At 61.7% G+C, this 19093-nt stretch carries 17 protein-coding genes and 1 pseudogene; 11 read left to right on the forward strand and 7 right to left on the reverse strand.

Annotation, left to right across the window (positions count from 1 at the left end):
* Positions 1–176: 176 nt before the first annotated feature.
* The 9 genes from P3T25_RS13870 to P3T25_RS13910 all read left to right on the forward strand — a co-directional run bounded on the left by P3T25_RS13870 (position 177) and on the right by P3T25_RS13910 (position 9967).
* Positions 177–1364, forward strand: coding sequence for an MFS transporter (locus P3T25_RS13870; RefSeq protein WP_429358226.1), 1188 nt, complete (start codon positions 177–179; stop codon positions 1362–1364).
* A gap of 191 nt (positions 1365–1555) precedes the next feature.
* Positions 1556–2098, forward strand: a complete 543-nt coding sequence (locus P3T25_RS13875; protein ID WP_429358227.1) for a single-stranded DNA-binding protein — start codon at positions 1556–1558, stop codon at positions 2096–2098.
* Between the two features lie 345 nt (positions 2099–2443).
* Positions 2444–2944 (forward strand): MaoC family dehydratase, encoded by a 501-nt coding sequence (locus P3T25_RS13880; RefSeq protein WP_408268798.1) that lies wholly within the window; start codon positions 2444–2446, stop codon positions 2942–2944.
* Positions 2945–3111: 167 nt separating this feature from the next.
* Positions 3112–4518 (forward strand): MFS transporter, encoded by a 1407-nt coding sequence (locus tag P3T25_RS13885; protein WP_429358228.1) that lies wholly within the window; start codon positions 3112–3114, stop codon positions 4516–4518.
* 6 nt (positions 4519–4524) lie between these two features.
* Complete coding sequence (locus P3T25_RS13890) at positions 4525–5952, forward strand: MmgE/PrpD family protein (RefSeq protein ID WP_429358229.1); 1428 nt, start codon at positions 4525–4527, stop codon at positions 5950–5952.
* Complete coding sequence (locus P3T25_RS13895; protein ID WP_408321664.1) at positions 5949–7112, forward strand: acyl-CoA dehydrogenase family protein; 1164 nt, start codon at positions 5949–5951, stop codon at positions 7110–7112. Before P3T25_RS13890 ends, P3T25_RS13895 begins: the two co-directional genes overlap by 4 nt.
* Entirely contained in the window at positions 7109–8299 is a 1191-nt protein-coding gene (locus tag P3T25_RS13900; RefSeq protein WP_429358230.1) for a CaiB/BaiF CoA transferase family protein, read from the forward strand. Before P3T25_RS13895 ends, P3T25_RS13900 begins: the two co-directional genes overlap by 4 nt.
* Before the next feature lie 48 nt (positions 8300–8347).
* On the forward strand, positions 8348–9103 hold the full coding sequence (locus P3T25_RS13905) for a GntR family transcriptional regulator (protein ID WP_429358231.1): 756 nt from the start codon (positions 8348–8350) through the stop codon (positions 9101–9103).
* Positions 9104–9139: 36 nt separating this feature from the next.
* A complete protein-coding gene (locus P3T25_RS13910) occupies positions 9140–9967 on the forward strand; it encodes an HpcH/HpaI aldolase/citrate lyase family protein (RefSeq protein ID WP_429358232.1) in 828 nt (275 codons plus the stop codon).
* Here P3T25_RS13910 and P3T25_RS13915 read toward each other — a convergent pair.
* The gene (locus P3T25_RS13915) at positions 9957–10757 is read right to left on the reverse strand and encodes a hypothetical protein (protein WP_429358233.1); all 801 of its coding nucleotides are present in this window, start codon (positions 10755–10757) and stop codon (positions 9957–9959) included. The genes P3T25_RS13910 and P3T25_RS13915 overlap by 11 nt on opposite strands.
* A gap of 305 nt (positions 10758–11062) precedes the next feature.
* Between P3T25_RS13915 and P3T25_RS13920 the strand changes: the two genes are divergently transcribed.
* Positions 11063–12703 (forward strand): methyl-accepting chemotaxis protein, encoded by a 1641-nt coding sequence (locus P3T25_RS13920; protein ID WP_429358234.1) that lies wholly within the window; start codon positions 11063–11065, stop codon positions 12701–12703.
* Between the two features lie 396 nt (positions 12704–13099).
* Positions 13100–13567 (forward strand): annotated as a pseudogene (locus tag P3T25_RS13925) (hypothetical protein); the annotation flags it as partial.
* 146 nt (positions 13568–13713) lie between these two features.
* Here P3T25_RS13925 and P3T25_RS13930 read toward each other — a convergent pair.
* The 6 genes from P3T25_RS13930 to P3T25_RS13955 are packed head-to-tail and all read right to left on the reverse strand — an operon-like array spanning position 13714 to position 19000.
* The gene (locus P3T25_RS13930) at positions 13714–14523 is read right to left on the reverse strand and encodes a c-type cytochrome (RefSeq protein WP_429358235.1); all 810 of its coding nucleotides are present in this window, start codon (positions 14521–14523) and stop codon (positions 13714–13716) included.
* A complete protein-coding gene (locus tag P3T25_RS13935) occupies positions 14520–16145 on the reverse strand; it encodes a b(o/a)3-type cytochrome-c oxidase subunit 1 (protein ID WP_429358236.1) in 1626 nt (541 codons plus the stop codon). Before P3T25_RS13935 ends, P3T25_RS13930 begins: the two co-directional genes overlap by 4 nt.
* Positions 16132–16704 carry a cytochrome C oxidase subunit II gene (locus P3T25_RS13940; protein WP_429358237.1) on the reverse strand — a complete coding sequence of 191 codons (573 nt, stop codon included), beginning with the start codon at positions 16702–16704 and terminating at the stop codon, positions 16132–16134. The genes P3T25_RS13935 and P3T25_RS13940 overlap by 14 nt, the downstream gene beginning before the upstream one ends.
* 2 nt (positions 16705–16706) lie before the next feature.
* Positions 16707–16883, reverse strand: coding sequence for a hypothetical protein (locus P3T25_RS13945; RefSeq protein WP_167378501.1), 177 nt, complete (start codon positions 16881–16883; stop codon positions 16707–16709).
* 30 nt (positions 16884–16913) lie between these two features.
* A complete protein-coding gene (locus P3T25_RS13950) occupies positions 16914–18287 on the reverse strand; it encodes a c-type cytochrome (protein ID WP_429358238.1) in 1374 nt (457 codons plus the stop codon).
* Complete coding sequence (locus P3T25_RS13955) at positions 18284–19000, reverse strand: c-type cytochrome (RefSeq protein WP_171926254.1); 717 nt, start codon at positions 18998–19000, stop codon at positions 18284–18286. Before P3T25_RS13955 ends, P3T25_RS13950 begins: the two co-directional genes overlap by 4 nt.
* Positions 19001–19093: the final 93 nt, after the last annotated feature.

Below are 19093 nucleotides of genomic sequence, written 5' to 3' on the forward strand. Positions count from 1 at the left end.
GAAGGTGCAAGGCAAGCTGTAAGGCTGCGGTCCAGCGCCGCGGGAAAGAGGTCTAACTGGGGCCCTTTTTCGCGAGTACAAGGCGCCGCGAGGCGCCGGACGAGCGTCTGGCAAGGCCGCCGGCCCGAATGCCGCGCCGTATGTTTGCCGCCCCGCTCATTCAAAGAACGTTCCCGATGTCCAATCCGTCCGCTACATCCTCACGCATGAGCGCGCCTGAAATGCGCGCGACCGTGTCGCTCGCCGCCATCTTCGCGCTGCGCATGCTCGGTCTCTTCATGATCATGCCGGTGTTCTCGATCTACGCGAAGACCATCCCCGGCGGCGACAACGTGCTGCTGGTGGGGATCGCGCTGGGTGCGTACGGCGTGACGCAGTCGATGCTGTACATCTTCTATGGCTGGATCTCCGACAAGGTCGGCCGCAAACCGGTCATTGCGACCGGTCTCCTGATTTTCGCGCTTGGCAGCTTCGTCGCGGCGGGTGCGCACGACATGACGTGGATCATCGTCGGGCGGGTGATTCAGGGCATGGGCGCGGTGTCGTCCGCGGTGATCGCGTTTATCGCCGACCTGACCTCCGAAGAGCATCGCACCAAGGCAATGGCGATGGTCGGCGGCAGTATTGGCGTTTCGTTCGCGGTGGCGATCGTCGGTGCGCCGATCGTGTTCCAGTGGGTCGGCATGAGCGGCCTGTTCACGCTGGTCGGCATTTTCTCGATTCTGGCGATTGGTCTCGTGCTGTGGGTCGTGCCGGATGCGCCCAAACCCGTTCACGTGCGCGCGCCGTTCGCCGAGGTGCTGCATAACGTTGAGCTGCTGCGCCTGAATTTTGGCGTGCTCGTGCTGCACGCCACGCAAACCGCGTTGTTCCTCGTCGTGCCGCGTATTCTCGAAGCCGGCGGCCTGCCGGTCGCGTCGCACTGGAAAGTGTATTTGCCGGTGATGGGCCTCTCGTTCGTGATGATGGTCCCGGCGATCATTGCCGCGGAAAAGCGCGGAAAAATGAAAATCGTGCTGCTTTCCGCGATCGGTCTTATCCTGATCGGACAGTTGTTGTTGGGCGTCGCACCGCATACGATTCTGACTGTGGCGGCGATCCTCTTTGTCTACTTTTTGGGCTTCAATATTCTTGAAGCCTCGCAGCCTTCGCTGGTGTCGAAACTGGCGCCGGGAACCCGCAAGGGCGCGGCGGCCGGCGTGTACAACACCACGCAGTCGATCGGCCTTGCGCTGGGTGGGGTGGTCGGCGGCTGGCTGCTTAAAGTGGACGGTCAGAGCGCGGTCTTTTTCACTTGCTCTGGCCTCGTCTTTGGCTGGCTTATAATCGCGGCAAATATGAAACAGCCGCCGCGCAAGGCGTAAGAGCGCCCCCACCCCTGGCGCTCCGCGCCGGGCCCCCCGAGGGGGCAAGGAAACTTGGGACGGCCCGGCGTTTCTTGACAGAACTCACCCGGTGGCGGGCAGAGGCGCAGTTCTGGTCTCCGGCCTGCCGGCCATGAGACGCGAACCGCGCGTTGCCGCGCCGCCCGTAACAGAATCAACAGGAGAAACTCATGGCATCCGTGAACAAGGTCATTCTCGTCGGCAATCTCGGAGCCGATCCGGAAGTCCGTTATCTTCCGAGCGGCGACGCACTGGCGAACATCCGCCTTGCGACAACGGATCGGTACAAGGACAAGACGTCCGGCGAAATGAAGGAAGCAACCGAATGGCACCGTGTCGTGTTCTTTGGCCGGCTTGCTGAAATCGTGAACGAATATCTGAAGAAGGGTTCGTCGGTGTACCTGGAAGGGCGCATCCGCACCCGCAAGTGGCAGGCTCAGGACGGCACCGACCGTTACTCGACCGAAATCGTTGCCGAGCAGATGCAAATGCTGGGCGGCCGTGGCGGTTCGACGGGCGGCGGCGGTGGCGACGAAGGTGGTTACAGCCGCGGTGAGCCGTCGGAGCGTAGCGGTGGTGGTGGCGGCGGTCGCGCGGTTTCGGGCGGTGGCGCTTCGCGTGGCGGTAGCGGTGGTGGCGGTGGTGGTTCGAGCCGTCCGAGCGCGCCGGCCGGCGGTGGGTTCGATGAGATGGATGACGATATTCCGTTCTAATAGGCGTCGAATACGTGAATGCAAAAACCCCGCTTCCAAGCGGGGTTTTTTATTGGGGCCACGGGCGAATCGCACGCCTGATTGACGGCGCGAGGGGGCGCCGTTCACGCAGCGCTTCCTTCGATATTTAGCTGATCGGTGCGCTGCCGGACAGCGTTTTGCTGCCCCCGAGGGTAAACCTTCCAGCATGGTCCGGCGTGCCTCAGCGGCATGTTTGCGACGGATTGCGGCTCAGCGTCCACAAACCCGCCTTGACTTTCGCCCTCCTGCCGACAATACTGAATTCATACTTTGTACGGACAAAGTAACAAATGCGTACAAGTAACCCGAAAACAGGAGACGAGCATGGAGTCCGACGTTGCAGTAACAACCCGTATCCGCGCCAGCTATGGCCGCTACCTCGAAGATTTCCACGTAGGCGATATCTATGAACACCGGCCGGGGCGCACCATCACCGAAGCCGACAACATCCACTTTTCGCTGCTGACGATGAATTTCCATCCGATGCATTGTGACGCCGCCTACGCGGCCAAAAGTGAGTTCGGTCAGTTGCTCGTCAATAGCGGCCTCACCGTTGCCGTGGTGCTTGGGCTATCGGTGAACGACGTCAGCGGCAAGGCGATCGCCAACCTCGGCTGGAAAGAGATCCGACTCACCGCTCCCGTGTTTTGCGGCGACACGATCTACGCGGAATCCGAGGTACTCGAAAAGCGCGAATCGAAATCCCGTCCGGGGCAGGGCATCGTCACCGTGCAGACTCGCGCGTTCAAGCAGGACGGCACGCCGATCATGGACTTCGTGCGCAGCGCACTAGTGCCGACGCGTGGCAACGGCGTAGGCGACTGACACGGCTGCACGGGTCGAATCGCTGCGACATCGAGCCCACGACTCGCGCAGCCAGGCAAGACAAACAGCAGAACGCAGCGCCAACCTGCCAGCAAGAGCAGGCGGCGCGTGAATCCCGGCGGCGCCAGAACAACGCGCCGCAATGCGGCAAGCGTAAGCAGAGCGGCATGCACACCAAGGAGACAAAGGTGGCTATCGGTATCGTCAACTCGGGCGCGCGACTCGATCGCCTGCCTATCGCGTCCTTCCACTGGAAGGTTCTAGGCCTCATCAGCGCCGGGGCATTTCTCGACGCGTTCGACATCTATCTCGCCGCCGGTGCGCTCGGCGCAATGGTGAAGTCGGGCTTCTCCGATCTGCGGCTGAACGCGCTGTTCATCTCGGTGACCTTTCTCGGCATGCTGATCGGCGCCGGTTTCGCCGGCTATCTGGGTGACCGCTTCGGGCGCCGCTCGTCGTATCAGACCAACCTGCTGATTTTCGGCATCGCGTCGATTGCCGCGTGCTTCGTCCCGAACATGACCTGGCTGATCGCCTTGCGGTTGATCATGGGCATCGGCCTCGGCGCCGAACTGGTGGTCGCGGCCGGCACCTTGTGCGAATTCATTCCGCCTGCTTCACGCGGACGGTGGACCGCGTTGCTCGCGTTCATCATCAACTCCGGCTTGCTTGTATCAACCGCAGTCGGCTACGTCGTGATCCCGCATCTCGGCTGGCGCTATATGTTCGCGATCGCGGGCGTCGGCGCGATCATCGTGTGGGTGCTGCGGCATCGCATGCCTGAATCGCCGCGCTGGCTCGAATCAGTGGGCCGCGCCGAAGAAGCAGAGGCGACGGTCTCGGCGATCGAACAGCAGGTGCAGCGTCAAAAGGGGCCGTTGCCACCGGTCGCTCGCACTGAAAGTCTTGAAGTACCGAAAGCGCCGTTCTCCGCCCTGTTCTCGCATGCAATGCTCGGCCGCACGCTGGTCGCCGCATTGACGGCGGTCGCGGTGAACATTTCGGTGTACGGCTTTGTCGCGTGGCTGCCGACCTTCTTCGTGAAGGAAGGGCTGACCATCGTGCAGTCGCTCGGCTTCACGACGCTGATGGCATTCGGCGCGCCCGGCGGCGCGGTGATCGGTTTTCTGTGTGCGGACCGCCTTGGCCGTGCGCGTGGTCTGGTGGTCTTCGCGATCGCGACCATCGCGGTCGGTTTCGTCTATCCGAACATGCACGCAGGGTGGGCGATCAGCCTGGTGGGCTTTGTCCTGATCACCTGCATCTACACAGTCGCGACGCTCGGCCTCTTTGCCTACATTCCCGAACTCTTTCCGACCGAGCTGCGTTTGCGCGGTACCGGCACGGCGGGCGTATGCGGACGCGCTGCCTCAATGACGACGCCGTATTTTGCGGTGCTGCTCTACAACTCGTTTGGCGTGTCCGGTGTGCTGGCGATGGTGAGCGGCGTGCTGGCGCTGCTGGTGGTCGGCATTCTGCTGCTGCGGGTTGAGACCAATCAACATGCGCTCGAGCAGATCTCGCCGAGCCTCGACACCCAGTCCGATCCGATGCCCGCTACGCAGCAAGGATAAATCGACATGACTTCACACAATCCATCCGTCACGCTCTCCGATCAGTACGCGCGTTTCGGTTTGAGTCTGCAATTGCGCGATGTTCCGCGTGCCGTGCAGACGCGCGCCAAGCACCTGATTCTCGACGCGGTCGGCATCGCGCTGGCATCGCGCGGCTACACCTACGCCGATGTATCGTTCGCGGCATTCTCCGAACTCGGCAGCGGCGCCTCGCCGGTGATCGGTTTTGGCAGGCGTCTCGCCCTGCGCGATGCCGCGATGATGAACGGCGTGCTGATTCACGGTCTTGATTTCGACGACACGCATTCTCGCGGCGTCATCCATTCGACGACCAGCGCATTGCCTTGTGTCCTGGCGCTCGCCGACCGCGACGAAATGAGCGGCGCGGATCTGCTCAGCGCATATATCGTCGCGATGGATGTATCGACTCGCGTTGCATCCGCCGCGAAGGGCGGTTTCCATCAGGCCGGCTTTCATCCCACGGGCCTGGTCGGGGCTTTCGGTTGCGCGGTCGCGGCGGCGCGTTTGCTGCATCTGGATGAGCCTCAGGCCGCTCACGCACAAGGCATCGTTCTATCGATGGCCGCGGGCAGCCTCGAGTTTCTTGAAGACGGCGCGTGGACCAAGCGCGTTCATCCGGGTTTCGCCGCTGCATCCGGCATCACCGCCGCGACGCTCGCAAAGCACGGTTTCACCGGTCCACGTTCGGCCTACGAAGGACGCTTCGGCCTGTACGCGAGTCACCTCGGCAAGCGCCTCGACGACGCCGATCAACAGCTTGCAACCGAAGGACTCGGCAGTTCGTGGCAAATCGATGAAGTCGCGATCAAACCGCTGCCCGCTTGCCACTTCACGCATGCGGTGGCCGATGCGGCGATCGCGTTGCATCAGGAACATCGCTTCTCGGCGCAAAACCTCGACTCGATCGCACGCGTGGTAGCCAGGGTGCCGCGCGAAACGGTCGAGGTCGTCTGCGAGCCGCTCGGGCCGAAGCGCAAGCCGGTGAGCAGCTACGACGCGCAATTCAGCGTGCCCTACATCGTCGCCACCGCATTGCTCAAAGGCCGCTTCACGCTCGACGAACTCGAACCGGCAGCGCTTGCCGATCCTGCCGTGCTGGCGCTGGCCGCACGTGTCGACTACGAGATCGATCCGGATACCACCTTCCCACGTCACTACACCGGCGAGGTTGTGGTGGAGCGCAGCGACCGCACACGCGTCGCGCATCGCGAGGCGATCAATCGTGGTTGCGCCGACCGCCCCGTGAGCAACGACGACATCGTCACCAAGTTCTACGCGAACGCTCAGCGCACCGTATCCCGCGGCGCCGCTGAACAGATCGCTCAAGCCGTATTGCAACTCGACGAACGCCCGGCGCGCGAGCTTGCCGACACGCTCGCCGGATCCACCGAATCTTCAAGGACGTCATCATGACCGCTACCGAACTCGACACACTGGACAACGATCAGCTGATTCTCGACTCGCTGGACCGCTTCCTTGAAACCGAAGTGCGGCCCTACGTTCACAAGTTCGATCACGACGACATCTACCCGGAAGAGATCGTGGAGAAGATGAAGGAGATGGGCCTGTTCGGTTGCATCATCGATCCCGAGTACGGCGGCTTGGGCCTATCGACCCGCACTTACGCGCAGATCATCACGCGGATCGCGCGCGTGTGGATGTCGGTGAGCGGCATTATCAATTCTCATCTGATTCTCGCGATGCTGGTGCAACGAAACGGTACGCCCGAACAGAAGCGCAAATATTTGCCGAAGTTCGCTACCGGCGAATGGCGGGGCGGTATCGGCCTGACGGAGCCCGACTGCGGCACCGATCTGCAGGCGATCCGCACCACCGCAAAACGTGTCGGCGACGAGTACATCGTGAACGGCAACAAGACCTGGATCACCAATAGCAAGTACGGCAACACGCTTGCGCTACTGGTGAAGACGGACCCAACCGCGCAACCGCGTCATAAGGGAATGAGTCTGCTGCTGGTGCAGAAGGGTCCGGGTTTCGAAGTCAGCCGTCAGCTCGAAAAACTCGGCTACAAAGGCATCGATACCTGCGAGTTGTCGTTCAACGATTTTCACGCCCCTGCCGATGCATTGATCGGTGGTGTGGAAGGCAAGGGCCTGCAGCAGATACTCGGCGGCCTCGAACTTGGACGCATCAATGTGGCTGCGCGCGGAGTCGGCATTGCGCTGGCGGCGCTCGAAGAATCGGTTAGCTATTCGCAGCAACGCAAGACTTTCGGTAAGCCGATCTGCGAGCACCAGGCGATTCAGTTGAAGCTCGGCGAAATGGCAACGCGCGCCGAAGCCGGCCGCCTGCTGGTGGACGCCGCCGCGCAGAAGTACGACCGTGGCGAGCGCTGCGATATGGAAGCCGGTATGGCGAAATACTTCGCCACCGAAGCCGCACTGGAAAACAGCATCGAGGCGATGCGCATTCACGGCGCGTACGGTTATTCGAAGGAATACAACGTCGAGCGGCTGTATCGCGATGCACCGCTGCTGGTGATCGGTGAAGGCACCAACGAGATGCAGCGCATCATCATCGCCAAGCAGTTGATCGAACGGAGTCCGGTATGAGTCTGCCCCTTTCCGGCGTGCGTGTGCTCGCCATCGAACAGTATGGCGCCGGTCCGTTCGCGACCCAGCATCTCGCGGACCTCGGCGCGGAGATCATCAAGATCGAGCATCCGAGCAATGGCGGCGATGTGGGTCGCGCGGTCGGCCCGTATTTCTTCGGCGAAGGCGATAGCCACTTCTTCGAAGCGTTCAATCGCAACAAGTGCAGCTTGACGCTCGATCTGAAGAAGCCCGAAGCGCGTGCTGTCCTGCTGGACCTCGTCAAGAAGAGCGACGCCGTGTTCAACAATCTGCGCGGCGATCTGCCGGTGAAACTCGGGCTCACGTACGACCAGTTGTGCGAGGCGAACCCGAAGATCGTCTGCGCGCATCTGTCCGCGTATGGCCGTACCGGCAGCCGCGCGGCGTGGCCGGGCTATGACTATCTGATGCAGGCCGAGGCGGGTTACTTGTCGGTGACCGGTGAGCCCGATAGTCCGCCGGCACGGTTCGGTTTGTCGATCATCGATCTGATGACCGGCACGACCGCGGCGATGGCGCTGCTCGCCGGCCTCGTCGATGCGAAGACTTCGGGTAAGGGGCGCGATATCGACGTGAGCCTCTTCGATGTCGCGCTGCATAACCTTGCCTATGTCGCGACCTGGTATCTGAACGGCGGGGTGGTGACCGGGCGCGAGAACCGCTCTTCGCACCCTTCGCTCACACCGAGCCAGTTGTACAAGACGCAGGACGGCTGGATCTTCCTGATGTGCAATAAGGAGAAGTTCTGGGGCGTGCTTGCCGAAGTGGTCGACAAACCGTCGTGGGTCACCGATCCGCGTTTCTCCAACTTTCAGGCGCGTCTCGCGAATCGTGAGCTGGTACAGACCGAACTCGACGCGGTGCTCTCGACCGCGACCACCGCGCAGTGGCTCGAACGGTTCGGTGGCCGCGTCCCGGCCGCGCCGGTGTTCGACGTTAAGGAGGCGCTGGAGAATCCGTTCGTCGCGGAGCGCGAATGCGTGGTGGATGCCGAGCATCCGCGTTTCGGCAAGATTCGTGGTGTCGCGGCGCCGGTACGGGTCGACGAAGCACTGCCGATGCGCGCCGCACCGGACATCGGCCAGGATACCCAGCGCCTCCTCGACGAGTTGGGCTATGGCGCTGAAACGATTGCTTTGCTGAGGGAGGCGGGTGTGGTGCAATAAGGCCGGGCGGGTACTACTGCCCGCTCCTTCACTTCATTGCACACCGAGATGGCCACCACGACAGTCCTTGGGCAACAGCCGCGCTATATGCAGCTGGCACAGACGCTCCTCAACGAGATTCAGGGCGGGCGGTTTCCCATCGGCGCCTTGCTGCCCACCGAGTTCGAGTTATGCGAGCAGTTCGGCGCGAGCCGCTTCACGGTGCGGCAGGCGATCAAGCAACTGGAGCAACGCGGCCTCGTGGATCGGCGGCCCGGCATCGGCACCCGCGTGAAGGCGACGCAGAGCGAGACCGCATACCGTCAGGTGATGGAGCGGCTGAGCGATCTGCACCGTTATACGGCCGACACCGAGCTGGAGATTGCCTCGACGCAAACCATCGAGATCGACGATGCGGAACTGCTCGAACGGCTCAATGCGAAGCCGGGCGAAACGTGGCTGCTGGCCGAAGGCATTCGCCGAACGCCAGGCAGCGTCGAGCCGATCTGCCACACCGAGGTGTACATCCACCCGGCGTTCCGATCGCTGACGGGGCTGAGCGGCCGGTCTCACGTGCCGATCTACACGCTGATCGAAAAACAGTTCGGCGAGCAGATCACCAAAGTGCAGCAGGAAATCCGCGCGATCGCGATGCCGGCGAAACTCGCGCAACGTTTGAACGCGAAGGCGCGTTCGCCGGCACTGTGGTTGTGCCGCCGTTATCTGAACCGTCGTGGGCAACTGGTGGAACTGACGATCAGTGTTCATCCGGCCGATCGCTACAGTTATTCCGAAACGTTTCAACTCGACTGGCACACGAACTAGGCAGCACCTGGCCGCGTGCTTCTGAAGGAGAGCAACATGGACGCACGCAGTTATCTGTTCGTTCCAGGCGACCGGCCCGAGCGCTTTATGAAGGCGCTCGACGCGGGCGCCGACGCGGTGGTGATCGATCTGGAAGACGCGGTCGCGCCGGCCGCCAAGGAGCACGCACGCGAGGGCTTGCAGCGCTGGCTGATGACCGCGGATCGTTCGCGGCTGATTGTTCGCGTGAATGCGGTGGGCACGCCGTGGCATGCCGAAGACGTGGAGATGGTTGGCCGCTCCGGCGCTTCGGTCGTGATGGTGCCAAAGTCAGACAGTGCACAGCAACTTACCTATGTGGCTGCGCGGTTGCCGTCGCAGGTAAGGCTCGTGGCGCTGATCGAGACTGTCGCGGGCGTGGTGGCGATGCGCGAAATTGCCGCCGTGCAGTCAGTCGCGCGGCTTGCATTCGGTACGGTTGATTTTTGCGCCGATGCCGGGATCGAGGGACTGGGCGTCGAGCTGGATTACGTGCGCTCGCAAATGGTGATCGAATCGCGGTATGCCGGCCTCACTGCGCCAATCGACGGTGTGACGTTGGAGCTCGATAACCTTGAGCGGTTGACTGAGGAGGTTGCTACTGCGCGGCGGTTTGGGTTCACCGGAAAGCTTTGCATTCATCCCAGGCAGGTGGAACCGGTAAATCGCGGGTTCGCGCCGAGCGAAGCGGAGCGGCGGTGGGCCGCACGGGTGTTGGCCGCTTGCAGCGAGCATCCCGAAGGGGCGTTTGCAGTGGACGGCAAACTGGTTGATAAGCCGATCGTCGATCGCGCCAAGAGGATTTCCGGGTTTGAGGCCAGTCAGAGCATAGGCTTCACCGCCTGAGATGCTCTAGCGCATCTCTCATCGGCGAACTGGAAACGACAATCGGCCCGGAAAACGGCGTATCCAGATCGACGATCACATAGATAGCGGAAGCAATTGAAACTGCCCCAAGCGAGATCGTGACCAGCGCCAACGCATTGCGCGGGGCGATCAATCCGAAGCTGAGAAAAATCACGCACAACCAGAACGTGAGCGTCATCAAGAAAGGCAGAGAAATTGAGCTGTGCGCTTCCTCGATGATCTTCCATCGCGCATCCACAGCGCGCCGATATTGCGTCAACGCATCATCGAGCGCGCGTTGGTGTAATGGATCATGCGCTCGCAGTTGCCGCAACTGCCTGCCTACCGCAGTCAGCATGTCGCCGAGTCGCACGTTCTCCAGCTTCTGCGAGTTGTCCTGCGTTCCAATGTCCCTCGGATAATCACCGGCTGGCGCCGGTTCGCCGGGCCATGTCGATGCAATCGCCGCTGCGGTGTACACGCGCAGCAGGTTGCGGGCCTCATCGGTATCGCTGCCGTATTCCCGCAAGGTCGTGTCGAATTCGATCAGGTCCGCCGCAAAGGTACGCAAATCATTCGACTCGGTATCGAAACTGGATTTCGCGGACGCCGTCATCAACCCGAGCACCAAAGCGGCAAACGTCACCAGCATGCCGATAACCAACTGGATGAGTTGCACGGTTTCGTGTGCCTTGTGCTCCTCGGGCAGCAACGGTCGCACCCACACGCCAAAGCCGGTTCCGACAAGCAATAAAGCGAAAACCAGCAGAGCCGAGCCTATTTCTGACATAGAAATGCTCCGGAGACGCGCGCCTCGTCACTTTCTACCAACCGCCGCCTGCCGACCACCCGGGTAGTCCCGCAAATGCCCCTGCTCAAACAGCGCCCGACTTCCTCTCGTATCTTGATGTATCGCAAACGTATGCGCCATCGACCATAAAGTTTTCTGTAACCCCGCCGTAGACCTTCTATGTGGCGTTCGCTTAAATTTTGAACAAAGGTTGCGGACCTGGCCGTATGGGCTTGGGCGCAGCACGCTTGGCCGAGGGTAGTTTTCTGAACATTCGGTCAGGCAGCCCAATGGAGACCAGCCCGATGCTGAAAAATCTGTCGATTCGAACCTGCCTTACCCTGATGATCGTGTTCTTCGGCGTGGTGTTGCTGTTCGGCGCCGCAGCCGGACTGTTGTCGTTGCGTTCGAGCAACGCGTCGCTGCAACAGATGTACACCGTGGACACGCCCGCAGTCGCGGACCTAGAAGGTAGCGCCGGACAGCTGCTGCGCCTGCGTCTGGCGCTGGCGACCTACGCATCGTTGGTCGACCTGAACGATCAGGACGGTGCGAACGCGGTGCTCAATCGCTTTGATCAGTACCAGAAAGCATCGAACGATCGCCTTGCCCACTATGTGAGCCGCGCGAGCACGGATGCCGACGAACAGCGCCTGATCAAGGACATGCAGGACAAGCGCGACACCTTCCTGCACGAGGGCGTCGATCCGGCGCTGGCCGCGCTCAAGTCCGGCGACAAGACCGCATTTGAGCAGTTGCAGGCGCACAAGCTGTCGTCGCTCTACAGCGCGTACGAGAAGGCCATGCTCACGCTCGAGCAATTGCAAATCGATCACGGCGCACAGCGCTATCAGGATGCACAGGATCTGTTCTACGCAATCTGCATTACGGTGGCGATCGGTATGGGGCTGTCGCTGCTGGGCGCCTTGATCGGACGGGCGGTCATGGTGCGGGCCATTGTCAACCCGGTCGACGCGACCATTGCGCAGTTTCAGCGGATTGCCAATGGCGATCTGACCGGCCAGATCGACGTGACGAGCAATAACGAAATGGGCCGTCTCGCAGCGGCGTTGCGCAAGATGCAGGACTCGCTGATCGAGACGGTGAACGCTGTGCGTCACGGCACGGAATCGATCGATACGGGCGTGAGCGAGATTGCGGCCGGTAATACCGATCTGTCGCAGCGGACCGAGGAGCAGGCCGCATCGCTCGAAGAAACGGCGGCCAGCATCGAGGAGCTGACCTCGACGGTCAAGCAGACCGCGGACAACGCGAAGCAGGCGAGCTCGCTGGCGCAGGGTGCATCGAGCCTGGCTGCGCAGGGTGGTGATCTGACGGAGCAGGTGGTGGGCACGATGCATGGCATCGTCGACGACTCGCGGCGGATTGCCGACATTGTCGGTGTGATCGAAGGTATTGCTTTCCAGACCAATATTCTGGCGCTGAACGCAGCGGTCGAGGCGGCGCGTGCGGGCGAGCAAGGGCGTGGGTTTGCGGTGGTGGCGAGCGAAGTGCGGTCGTTGGCACAGCGAAGCGCCGCGGCGGCCAAGGAGATCAAGGGGTTGATCGATGCTTCGACGGCGCGAGTGCAGGCAGGGTCGCAGCTGGTTGAGCGCTCGGGGTCGACGATGACCGAGATCGTCAATTCGATTTCGCGCGTGAGTTCGATCATGGGTGAGATCGCGGCTGCTGCGCTTGAGCAGAGTACCGGGATCGATCAGGTGAACCTGGCTGTTGCCCAGATGGATGAGGTGACGCAGCAGAATGCCGCGCTGGTTGAGCAGGCTGCTGCGGCGGCTAGTTCGCTCGAGGAGCAGGCTCGGCGGTTGACTTCGGCGGTGGCTGTGTTTCAGACGGGGAGTGGGGATTCTTCTTTTGCAGGTCGGCGAGGTGGGGCTGCGGCTGCGCAGCGGAAGGTTAATGCGGGTGAGTTTGTAGCGGCTTGATGCGGCAGACCGCGTAATGTGCTGAAGGGTGATTGAGCGCTTGCGTGCGCTGCATGAAAATCAGCACAGGGGGCCCGCCGGGTCAAATGTAAAGATTAGTTATAATTCGCGCGTTTAGCCTGTTTGGTTGATCGTCTTAAAAAATAGGTGCATTAGATTGTTCCTGTCGTTAGACAAAACGGCGCGGGTTTAGCCGCCTGCAGTAGAGAATCGCACTACCTGCGAAAGCGGGTAGTGCCCAGTCATGCACGCCTTTTCTATGGGCGGGCCGTTGGGGAAGAGCCGCAAGGCTCGCCGGTTCTGATTCTCTACCCGGTCTGCTAATCCGCCTTCGTGCCCGCTCACCTTTCAGCGAGTGTCGGGCGATTCAGGAACGAACCGGAAATCGCACCATGAGCAAAATCTACCAAGAACCCTCAAGCAACCTCACGCGCGCCCGTTGATGCCCTCCAGTACGAGAAACTCGCGCTTTCGGCTTTCGATTTATGCAACCGGCAGTTGGATCAACTGAAGAGACTGGTTACGCTTGCGGCCTCAATACGTAGGACTCCCTGCATGACAAGGGAAGAACGGCAAAGCCAACAGGCGTAGCTGGAACTGCTTGTCGAAACTGGCGAAGGATACGAGCGCGAGATTGAATGCGACCGCGAACTGTACCAGGTGATCGCGCTTGATGCGAAGGACGTGCCTCATAGCCGCATCACCGCCAAACGTGCCGCGAGTCTTTTGTCTGAGGCCGTGCGGAAGAAATCAGATGACAAGCTGAACGCGAAACCCGCAGATACCTCGCGACCCAAACCGGTGCGCACAAAGGTCGCGTCGCGAACAGAAGCGGGTGCACAGGCCGCCGCCGTTGCACATTAACCGGCACTAGAGGCCACCACGCAGAAGCAATGAAAAAGGCGCGAGCCGCGCGTAAGACATTGAGCAAAAAATGGCCCGCTGAGTGCGGGCCTTCTGACATGCTATTCGCGGTTAAGCGCCGCGAAGGCTAAACCAGACTCAAACGGTCACTGCTGCGCCGCGTAATACTTAGCCACGCTATCGATTTCCGCCGAGGTCATCTGCCGGGCCACATTCCGCATCTGCTCATTAATATCGTTATGCCGGGCACCGGAAGTAAACGCCCGCATCTGCGCAGAGAGATAAATGGACGACTGCCCCCCAAGCCAGGGCGCCGCTCCCTTACGATCCAACTGTCCATGACAGGCCGCACAAGGTGCAATATTCCGCTGCGGATCACCCTGCATCGCAAGCTTCACAGCATTCGCATCCGGTCCAACGCCTGCAGGCAAAACCTCGGCCGCCGGCGCGCGAGACAGCGAAGCGTAATAAGCCGCCAGATCATGCAGATCCTGATCGCTGCGAGCCGCAATAATCGGCTGCATCACCGCGTTCTGCCGCACACCGTTCTGATAGTCGCGCAACTCTTTATAGACCACGTCGGCATACTGCCCGGCCAACGCGGGTGCCGTCACCTGCACCGTGCCCAGCACGCCATGGCACATCGAGCAATTCTGCGTGGCGATCGTCGCGCCGCGACCAATCGAATTCGCGTCGGCACGCACCCGCCGCAAAGGCGGCAAGACCACCACCTCGCTCGGCGCCGGGCCGGCAATATTGGCGCCGCCATACCAACTCGACGGCGCACCCGCGGCGCTGCAAATCGTCGCCCATAAGCCACGCTCGCTGAAACCGCTATTGGCTGAAGGCAACCAGATGAAGCCGATCAGTATCGCCACTGCGGCAATCGCAATCGTGCCGCCCAGGCTCACCGTGAACCATGGGTTGCGCAAGCTGAAGACGCGTTCCTGACTCATCGCTGCGCTCCAACAACAACTGCCGGCACCGACGTCTGCGGCAATCTGAGCAACTGAACGATCGGCACACTGTAGTTGACGATCGTCAGCCCGATCATCAACGCCACCCACAGGCCGAAACTATTGAGCGCGGCAGGCACATGCTCCACCGGCTGCACCGCGCTCGCGAAGCGGAAACTCTGCTGCTGTACCTGCGGCCCGAATTGCGACTTCGCGAGGACGTAGATGAACAGCACGCCGGACACCACCAGGATCAGTCCGCCCACCGCCGACATTCCCACCCAGAACGCCTGCGATTCCATCCCCGGCATGTTGTAGTCGTAGTAGGCCATGCGGCGCGGCGCACCGAGCAAGCCGACGTAATGCCACGGCAGCGTCACCACCATCATGCCGATGAACCACAGCCACAGTTGCGTACGCACCAGCTTTACCGGTGCAATCGCGCGGCCGGTCAGTTGCGGCCACAGTTCGTACGCGATCGCAAAGTACATGATGACGATCGCCCCGCCGAAAATCAGATGAAAGTGCCCGGTCACCCACTGCGTGTTGTGCACCGACGAGTTCAACTGGTAGCTCATGTTGATCAAACCACCCGCGCCGCCGAGCCCCAGCATCACGAACGAAAACGCGATCACCAGCATCATCGGGTTCTGCCACGGCAACGCGGTCAACCAGCCGAACGCGCCCTTGCCACCGCGCAGCCTCCCGGCGATTTCCACCGATGCACAGATGGTGAACACCGTCAGCAACGTCGGCACCGACACCATGCCGGTGAACACCGCATGCAGGAACTTGAAGCCCGAGCCGACCTGCGGATCGGCGAACAGGTGGTGAATGCCGATCGGCATCGCGAACACGAGGAACAGAATGAACGACACGCGCGCCATCGAATCGCTATAGAGCCGTCCGCCGATCGCACGCGGCACCAGCGTGTAGTACGCGATGTAAGCCGGAATCAGCCAGAAGTAGACGATCGCATGCAGCGTCCACGAGAACAGGATGCGTGAAAGACCCGCATCGATCGTGTTGGTGAGACCGAATGCGACCGGCAAGATCTGGAACAGGATTTCGAGCGCCGCGCCGATTGCGGTCCACGCCCACAGATACGCGCCCGCCACGTTGGCGAACATCGCGAGCGGTATCGGCTTGCCGGGATTCGCGCGCTTCCAGACGCGCAGATTCACGTGCATTAGCGCGACCCAGATCCACGAACCGATCACCACCAGCACCACGCCAAGGTAATAGAACGGACTGCCGATCATCGGCGGATAGAAGGTGTAGAGCACCGAAGCTTTGCCGAGCGCGACCGGCACCATCGCCATCACCGCGCCAACTGCCAGCATGATGAACGCGGCCCACGCCCATTTCAGACCGACGAGGCGTTGTGCCAGCGCGAGTTCGACGATCGCGTAGCCGAAGCCCATCGACACGAGGGTAGGCAGCACGTAAGCCATCACCGAGCCATGCGCGGTCACCGATCGATAGTAGAGCTCGGGGTCGCCGACCCACGGCACCAGCGGGCTGCGTACCAGCATCTGCCACGCGCCGAGCAGCAGCGCGATCAGAAACGCGATGAAGGCCAGCCAGAAATGCGCGAGAACGAGTCGCTTAGCGTGAAACACAGCTGAGCCTCCGTGATTGTCGGGCTTGCTCGAAGAACGTGGCTTTGTCGATGACCTTGACGTGCGCCCACATGGTCTGGTGGCCGAAGCCGCAGAACTCGTGACACGGCATGGTGTGATCGGCGGGTTTGTCGAAGCGCGTGTTCAGCGTGGCGACATAGCCGGGCACGACCATCGTGTTGATGTTGGTGTCGGTCACGAGCAGGCCGTGCACGACATCGGCGCTGGTGGTGCGGATCGTGATCGGCGTGTCGGCGGGCACCAGCAGACATTGCGGCGTGAACGAATACTGCTGCGCGACAAAACGCACGACCACCGAACCATCCGGCTCGACAGCGCTGCCGAGGTTGTCTTCGACGAATTCGCCCGACAGTTGCAAGCGCGACGGATCGATCGTCTCAACCCGCGACGGCGGCATCATCGCCCAATGCAGCCCCGAGAACACGATGACGACGAGCATCAGAACGATCAGTGCCGTGGCGAAAATCGCCCAGCGGCGCTCGGCGCGTAAGGCGACTTCGTGGCCGCTGCCCGATTGGTGATTGGAATCAGTCGACATGGTCAGTGGATGACGCCGCGCGGCAGAAAGACAAGAAAGTAGAAGCCGAACCAGATCGCCATGACGATCAGCGTGGCGACGCCGGCCACGGCGATGGCGCCGTGCGGGCCGGCCGCGACGACGCGTTCCACTTCTTCATCAGTAGGTGGGGCCGCGCTGCGGGTATCGTTGGCTTCCATCTGGAGATTCTCCGGTGCAGCGGTTCAGGTTCAGTGCAGCGGCGCTTTGCGCAATTCGTTGACCTCGCGGGACGTCACCGGCTGGCCGTGGTTGCCCCACGCAGTGCGGACATACGTGACGACGGCGGCGGCATCGGTGTCGTTCAACTCCTGACCGAACGGCGGCATGCCGTACGGCTCGGGATTGCGCGTCGTGCCGGGCGGGAAACCGCCGTTGAGCACGATGCGGATCGGGTTCACCGAGGAGTCCATTTCGATCGACTGGTTGCGTGCGAGCGGCGGGTAGTGCTGCAACTGGCCCTCGCCGTTCGCGCCGTGGCACAGGGCGCATTTGTCGGCGTAGATCTTTTCGCCGAGCGCGAACACGTTGGTATTGGTCGGTGCGGACGGGCCCGATTTGCGGCCGCGGTTGTCCGGTAACGTCTTGAGATAGACCGCCATCGCCTTGATGTCATCTTCCGTCATGTACTGAAGGCTGTGATAGGTGACTTCGGCCATCGGCCCGTACACGGCGCCGCGATCGGAAATGCCCGCTTGCAGCAGGTCGACGATGTCCTTGATGCTCCAATCGCCGAGACCGCCGTCTTTGTCGGATGTGAGCGAGGGCGCGTACCAGTTCTGCACCGGAATCAGACCGCCTGCAAACTGCTCGCTTTGCGACGAGCCGCCGAGCATATTGATCTTGGTGTGGCACATCGTGCAGTGTCCGAGCCCGTCGACGAGATACGCGCCGCGATTCCATTCGACCGATTTGGTCGGGTCCGGCTGGAACTCGCCTTCACGGAAATACAACGTGCGCCAGCCGTATAGCAGCTTGCGCTGATTGAACGGGAAGCGCAGCGTGTGTTTGTGGTTCGGCTCGCGTACCGGTGCCACAGATTTCAGGTACGCGAAGATCGCGTTCGAGTCTTCACGTGTGACCTTGGTGTACTGAGCGATCGGCATCGCAGGGTAGAGCAGGGTGCCGTCCGGCGTGCGGCCGGTGCGCATCATCTTGAAGAACGCGTCCTCGCTCCATGTGCCAATGCCGTACTGCGCGTCCGGTGTGATGTTCGGCGAATACAGCGTGCCGAAGGGCGTATCCATGGCGAGGCCGCCGGCGAACAGCTTGCCGCGCGGCGCGGTATGGCAAGCAACGCAGTCGCCGGCGCGCGCCAGATACTCGCCGCGTTTGACGATGTCGGGACGGGTGTCGGCTTTGTCGGCAGCGGCTGTTGCAGTCGTGGCAGCAGGCACGGCTTCAGCCGCGCTCGCGTCAGCGATCAACAACGCACGCGGTGCGCTGAAAAGCGCGGCGCCGCCGGTGACGATCAAGCCGGCAACAAGCAAGCTGAATACAGCGGTGCGACGGCGCCTCGTCATGGCATGCGCAACAGGGCGGATCGAGCGGAAGGTCGTCTTCATTGCGGTTGGCTCCCGCATGCGAGAGGCAGCCGCTCAGCGGACGCCGGCGCGGGCCGTGGATCGGCAGGGCGCGGCTGGCGCGCGAGCCAGCTCGATACCGCGGTGATGTCCTTGTCGGTCAGCTTGACTGCGATCGAATGCATACAGTCCGGCGCGAGCGCGTGACGTGTGCCCGAGCGCCACGTACCCATCTGCCCGGCGATGTAGCTCGCATGCAGACCCAGCAGCCCCGGAATGCCAGGCTGCGTACCCGTCATGCGCGCTCCATGACACGCGATGCACGCCGGGATTTTGCGCGCCGGGTCGCCCTGCGTGACGAGCCGTTGTCCCGCCGCGAGCACTGCCGGTGCGACATCGGTGTGATCGGAATTGGGGTAGGGCGGTTGCAGGTCCGCGAAGTACTGGCTGAGCTTGCGCAGATAGTCGTCGGGCAGGAAGGCGAGCAGATAGCCCATTGGCGGATAAGTACGGCCGCCGTCACGAAACGCACTCAACTGATTGAACAGATAGTCGGCCGGTTTGCCGGCGATGCGCGGGAAGTAATCGTTGTTCAGGCCTTGCCCTTGCACGCCATGACACGAGGTGCAGGCACGCACGCGCTCGTCCATGGCCGAGGGCATCGCGGTTGGCGCGTCGGTGGCTGCAAACGCCGCGCCACGCCACATGACGTAAAGCACCACCAGAATCGAAAATCCGATAGATCTACGATGCACGCCATGCCTCGCCGGGGGAACGGTTATTTTCGCTATTTATTTCTCATGCATTCGCTCGTGAATTCGCTCATCGGATTCGATGAACGATGCATG

Origin of the sequence: Paraburkholderia sp. GAS32, from assembly GCF_050434225.1 — a bacterium.
Classification (GTDB): domain Bacteria; phylum Pseudomonadota; class Gammaproteobacteria; order Burkholderiales; family Burkholderiaceae; genus Paraburkholderia; species Paraburkholderia madseniana.

What these genes read in the sequence shown, in the direction of transcription:
- P3T25_RS13870 (WP_429358226.1), top strand. Translation starts at nt 177, where the DNA reads ATGTCCAATCCGTCCGCTACATCCTCACGCATGAGCGCGCCTGAAATG.
- P3T25_RS13875 (WP_429358227.1), top strand. Translation starts at nt 1,556, where the DNA reads ATGGCATCCGTGAACAAGGTCATTCTCGTCGGCAATCTCGGAGCCGAT.
- P3T25_RS13880 (WP_408268798.1), top strand. Translation starts at nt 2,444, where the DNA reads ATGGAGTCCGACGTTGCAGTAACAACCCGTATCCGCGCCAGCTATGGC.
- P3T25_RS13885 (WP_429358228.1), top strand. Translation starts at nt 3,112, where the DNA reads ATGCACACCAAGGAGACAAAGGTGGCTATCGGTATCGTCAACTCGGGC.
- P3T25_RS13890 (WP_429358229.1), top strand. Translation starts at nt 4,525, where the DNA reads ATGACTTCACACAATCCATCCGTCACGCTCTCCGATCAGTACGCGCGT.
- P3T25_RS13895 (WP_408321664.1), top strand. Translation starts at nt 5,949, where the DNA reads ATGACCGCTACCGAACTCGACACACTGGACAACGATCAGCTGATTCTC.
- P3T25_RS13900 (WP_429358230.1), top strand. Translation starts at nt 7,109, where the DNA reads ATGAGTCTGCCCCTTTCCGGCGTGCGTGTGCTCGCCATCGAACAGTAT.
- P3T25_RS13905 (WP_429358231.1), top strand. Translation starts at nt 8,348, where the DNA reads ATGGCCACCACGACAGTCCTTGGGCAACAGCCGCGCTATATGCAGCTG.
- P3T25_RS13910 (WP_429358232.1), top strand. Translation starts at nt 9,140, where the DNA reads ATGGACGCACGCAGTTATCTGTTCGTTCCAGGCGACCGGCCCGAGCGC.
- P3T25_RS13915 (WP_429358233.1), bottom strand. Translation starts at nt 10,757, where the DNA reads ATGTCAGAAATAGGCTCGGCTCTGCTGGTTTTCGCTTTATTGCTTGTC.
- P3T25_RS13920 (WP_429358234.1), top strand. Translation starts at nt 11,063, where the DNA reads ATGCTGAAAAATCTGTCGATTCGAACCTGCCTTACCCTGATGATCGTG.
- P3T25_RS13930 (WP_429358235.1), bottom strand. Translation starts at nt 14,523, where the DNA reads ATGAGTCAGGAACGCGTCTTCAGCTTGCGCAACCCATGGTTCACGGTG.
- P3T25_RS13940 (WP_429358237.1), bottom strand. Translation starts at nt 16,704, where the DNA reads ATGTCGACTGATTCCAATCACCAATCGGGCAGCGGCCACGAAGTCGCC.
- P3T25_RS13945 (WP_167378501.1), bottom strand. Translation starts at nt 16,883, where the DNA reads ATGGAAGCCAACGATACCCGCAGCGCGGCCCCACCTACTGATGAAGAA.
- P3T25_RS13950 (WP_429358238.1), bottom strand. Translation starts at nt 18,287, where the DNA reads ATGAAGACGACCTTCCGCTCGATCCGCCCTGTTGCGCATGCCATGACG.